The 4,290-nt window shown below is 41.5% G+C and carries 7 protein-coding genes; 4 read left to right on the top strand and 3 right to left on the bottom strand.

Going from position 1 to position 4,290, the window contains the following annotated elements:
- Window positions 1-126 precede the first annotated feature (126 nt).
- From ASU35_RS02620 to ASU35_RS02605, 4 genes are all read left to right on the top strand, one after another.
- Window positions 127-822, top strand: a complete 696-nt coding sequence (locus tag ASU35_RS02620) for a helix-turn-helix domain-containing protein (RefSeq protein ID WP_058351548.1) — start codon at window positions 127-129, stop codon at window positions 820-822.
- A 102-nt stretch (window positions 823-924) separates the two neighbouring features.
- Window positions 925-1,173 carry a helix-turn-helix transcriptional regulator gene (locus ASU35_RS02615; protein ID WP_058351547.1) on the top strand — a complete coding sequence of 83 codons (249 nt, stop codon included), beginning with the start codon at window positions 925-927 and terminating at the stop codon, window positions 1,171-1,173.
- Window positions 1,160-1,456, top strand: coding sequence for a hypothetical protein (locus ASU35_RS02610; RefSeq protein ID WP_058351546.1), 297 nt, complete (start codon window positions 1,160-1,162; stop codon window positions 1,454-1,456). The genes ASU35_RS02615 and ASU35_RS02610 overlap by 14 nt, the downstream gene beginning before the upstream one ends.
- Window positions 1,449-1,790: a hypothetical protein gene (locus ASU35_RS02605; protein ID WP_058351545.1), complete on the top strand. Its 342-nt coding sequence runs from the start codon at window positions 1,449-1,451 to the stop codon at window positions 1,788-1,790. The genes ASU35_RS02610 and ASU35_RS02605 overlap by 8 nt, the downstream gene beginning before the upstream one ends.
- Window positions 1,791-1,817: 27 nt before the next feature.
- On the opposite strand, the gene ASU35_RS02600 is transcribed toward ASU35_RS02605, so the two are convergent.
- The 3 genes from ASU35_RS02600 to ASU35_RS02590 are packed head-to-tail and all read right to left on the bottom strand — an operon-like array spanning window position 1,818 to window position 4,101.
- The gene (locus ASU35_RS02600; RefSeq protein WP_058351544.1) at window positions 1,818-2,123 is read right to left on the bottom strand and encodes a hypothetical protein; all 306 of its coding nucleotides are present in this window, start codon (window positions 2,121-2,123) and stop codon (window positions 1,818-1,820) included.
- A gap of 14 nt (window positions 2,124-2,137) precedes the next feature.
- Window positions 2,138-2,806, bottom strand: coding sequence for an SIMPL domain-containing protein (locus ASU35_RS02595; RefSeq protein WP_058351543.1), 669 nt, complete (start codon window positions 2,804-2,806; stop codon window positions 2,138-2,140).
- 5 nt (window positions 2,807-2,811) lie between these two features.
- Complete coding sequence (locus ASU35_RS02590) at window positions 2,812-4,101, bottom strand: ADP-ribosylglycohydrolase family protein (RefSeq protein WP_058351549.1); 1,290 nt, start codon at window positions 4,099-4,101, stop codon at window positions 2,812-2,814.
- Between the last annotated feature and the right edge of the window lie 189 nt (window positions 4,102-4,290).

Here is a 4,290-nt window from a genome sequence, read left to right as displayed (position 1 = left end):
TTTTCAAGGTACTATAGGAGAAGGGACAAATCTATTTATGGTTTTGACCTCAATATCATGGTATAGTGGAAATACATTCATACGATGACAGGATACTTATCACAGCAATCAGAAAGGCTATTTATTATGAAAGAGTTAGGAAAGATCATCGCGAAGAACAGAAAAGCAAACAAAATGAAACAGGGTGAACTTGCAAAGAAACTGGAATGCTATGACATTTTTGTAAAGCAGAATACAATCAGTGCATGGGAATCCGGCAGCACGCAGCCAAGCGCCAGACAGCTCCTATCCATCTGTGAGATACTTGATATTTATGATGTATATACGGAATTTATAGGACAGAACCCAATCAACCCTTTCCGCAACCTGAATGAAGAAGGAATTAACAAGGTGCTTGATTATATCCGCCTGTTGGAAAAATCCGGCGATTACAAACCGGCAGAAATCATTCCCATTCATGTTGTCAGAGAACGCAAAGTATTCTACACGACAGTTTCTGCCGGTACCGGTTCCTTCCTGGATGGAGAAGATTATGAAATGTACTCCTCTCCCGACATCCCAGAGGAAGCAACCTTTGGAGTGCATATCAGTGGTGACAGTATGGAACCCCGCTACCACAATGAGGATCTTGTCTGGATCGAACAGACCGAACAGCTTAACGATGGAGAAATCGGCATCTTCTACCTGGACGGAAATGCTTATATCAAGAAATTCCAGAATAATAGAAAAGGAACCTATCTTATTTCTCTCAATAAGAAATACGATCCGATTCCCATCACAGAAAACAGTTCCTTTAAGATTTTTGGCCGCGTACTCTCTTAGTCCGTTTTATTGTACACCAAAATTGCTAGTCTATACATGGTAGGAGGCGGAGTAGCCGCTTTTCCTCTGTTATCAATATTTTTGTAAAGGGGGATTGCAGACATGAGCACAGAATCTTTGACCAGCAAAGTACATGAAGCAAGAGTTGATCTGGGTATTACTCAACAGCAGCTTGCGGATGCTACCGGTATTAGCGTTAGAACCATTATAAGTATTGAAAAGGGACGCCAGTTCCCAACGCTGTTATCTGCTATGAGGATTGCACACTACTTCTCTCTTTCCGTAGACCAGTTATTTGAATATAAATATGATGACAACAGCGAAAAGGAGAATACCAATGACAAAAGATGAATTTATTACACTTATCAAAGTAGCAGAAGCGGTTATAAAAATAGACCAGGCATGCAGGTCGCTTACTAATTTTGGGTTGGATGAGGGATCGTGTAATGATGTATTTCTGTTATGGAATTTGTTACAGAGTAACTCAGCACAAAAATACAAAATGGAAGGAAACACAGAATTAGAAATGCAGAGTTACCGTGCTTTCACTCACATTTTGGAAAACACCACACTGACTCCGGAAGAGAAATACTCTCTCCTGACATCAGATGAAAGGGACGATACGAATGGATAACAATAAAACAATCACTTTCCAGACCATTGCCGTAGATTTTGACGGCACTCTCTGTTTCAGTAAATGGCCGGATTGTGGTCAGCCTAATCAAGCCCTGATTACTTATCTTCAGGAATGGAGAAAAAATGGTAACAAACTGATTCTCTGGACATGCCGCGCCGGGGAGGCTTTGTCAAAAGCCGTCGAATGGTGCCGGGAACAGAATCTTGAATTTGATGCAGTCAACGACAACCTCCCGGAGATCATAGAACTCTACGGGAACAACAGCCGTAAAATTACCTGCGACTACTATATTGATGACCGGATGCTGCTGCCGGAAGCAGTTAAGGCATAGGACCAGAATGGTGCTATGCCTTTCTTCTTACGATTCTTCAATAAAAACTATACCATATACTTTATCTGGATCAAGTTCCTGTATTTTGGGTATCTCACACTTCATTTCACTGACTAATTTCTGTAGCTGCTTACGGGTACATTTATACGCAAAGCTCCCCCAGTCAACCTGTACCTCATCTGTGAAAAGATCTTTTGCTATAAAGAGAAAGTCCCATCCTCCCAGTCTTTCAACCCTGTTATTCTCAACCAGAATATCATATGGATTTCTATTTTCAGACCATGTTTTAAGTTTGTCTTCCTTAATCTCACCATAAAAAATGGATGACATCATAATACATCCCTTCACTAATCTTTCAGTGACCAGACTACGGTTACGGTATCTGTGATGTCAATATCATCTGGCTCAATATCCATATCGTAGGATTCTGAATCACTTACACATGGTTCACAGCATCTTAAGGACATCTCCTGTAAAGGCCTTGATACAAAATCGATCTCTCCCCAGGAATAGTCAATATTTACGATTTCTCCAAGTTTCACATCTGACGCATCAGCAAGCACAGATGCTTTTTTCATGGAATCCTTAACCGCTTTTCCGAGCAGCTCATTTTTCGATGCTTCCGGATCCGCCACGGTATATTCAATCGAAAACTCCGGTGATAACGGACAGTGCGCCAGAGTATAAAGCATTCTTCCCAGCCTCTGATTATCTGCCGGAAACTCTATTTTCATGCGATGCACATATTTATATCCCTGAAATCTTCTTTTCCAGCTCTTGTCCTTTGCCTGATAGCTTTCATATTCCGTATCTATGTTGAAATACAAAGTCTTCAATTCCTTGCGTTCATATCCCTGTTTTTCAACAAGATCCTTCAGCAACTCCACTATTTCAGATGATTTCTGTAATGTCTCATCATATTCCGGGTATATTCCTTCCATACTGAGTCTGAGCCTTATTATATCCGGCTTCACTGAAATATTTCCTTTTCCTGTTACTCTGATTGTTCTTTCCATAATGACTAATCCTCCATATTCTTAAATACTTCATCGATGCACTCAATTACTTTCTTATCTGCCTTGAAATACCTTCCAAAAGGATTGATTACTACTCCCGCAACCTTGTCACTCTTCCCAGCAATGTCAAACATGTCTGTAAATGGTATTTCCATAACCACGTCAGGTACGGGCTGCTTATATATCTCCTCTTCATTCGTGAAAATGTAAAGCCATTCCTCTCCATCTCCGGCAGCCACAGTGTCCATGCGGATTCGGACCTCATGATCAAGAGTGACTGTATCTCCCTCTTTCAGGCTGTAGATATCCAAATCAGAAAACATCCCTTTGCCAACCGTTACAAAAGGAACCATTCCACAGCCATCCCTTTTCATCCTAAAACATAAGGATGTAATAACATCCACAAAGCTGTCATTATCCTGCATTACATATAGGTTATCAATCGCATTCTCGATTAGTTCATTCCCCTGCATCCTCTCGTCTAACTTTCTGAAGCATCTTCCCATCACTTCATCAAATGCATCAAGAACCCTATTCATCTCCGGATCAATCCTGTTACGGCATTCAGCTTTAAGAACTGCCGGTATCCCAAAGAAAGCTTCCGCAATACTTCCCGTAATGGCAGCAAGGGTATCTGTATCACCACCTAATGAAATTGCATTCCTCACTGCATCCTCAAAATCTTCTGCTTCCAGAAAAGCAGTAATTGCTTCCGGTACAGTCTGCTGGCAGCTCTCCACATGATGATAATACGGTCTAATTTCATCTAATGATCTGCTCAGGTCATAATGAAATTCCTGTTCTACATATTTCTTGATTTCTTCTTTTGTCGCACCATTTCTTGCAAGAAAAATACAGCTTGCAGTTGCAACAGCTCCTTTGATTCCTTCCGGATGATTATGTGTAACTGATGCCGTAGCTTCTGCCACTTCCCTGGTTCTCTCAATCGTAGGATATAGCCAACCAGCTGCTGATACTCTCATGGCGGATCCATTGCCATAGCTTCCATATGGCTTGGGATTTCTTGCTCCCAGCCATTGTCTGAATTTACCACCATATCCTGCATGAGGATAGCTTCTTCCCCAGTCCTGCATATTGGCAATCACAGCCTCTTCAATCTCCATCTCATTTGCATCCGGTCCAATGGCAATCAGCGCTTCTGCTATTGCTACTGTCATAACAGAATCATCCGCGAATCCACATCCTCTTGTAAAAAGATCAAATTCCTTTGTTTTGTCTCCTCTGTCAAATTCAAACGGACTTCCAATGATGTCTCCTAATATTGCTCCATACATGTCTGCCTCCAGTCTCCGGAACCTCTCCGGCACTCCATTTCTCTTGCTTACATATAAAATATAACAGTCTGTCCGCACCGAATGGTCGCTGACCCGGCGACACTTTCAGAAACAGAAAAGCGCCAGTACTTTAAAGTGAACCCATTTGTCAAGACACTTTTTTCAAAAAATTAAGTTGGATTTCGGAAG

It is taken from the genome of Acetivibrio ethanolgignens, assembly GCF_001461035.1.
In the GTDB taxonomy this organism is placed as follows: domain Bacteria; phylum Bacillota; class Clostridia; order Lachnospirales; family Lachnospiraceae; genus Velocimicrobium; species Velocimicrobium ethanolgignens.
Note: the sequence above shows the minus strand (reverse complement) of the source record. Positions and strands in the feature narration are given on the sequence as shown.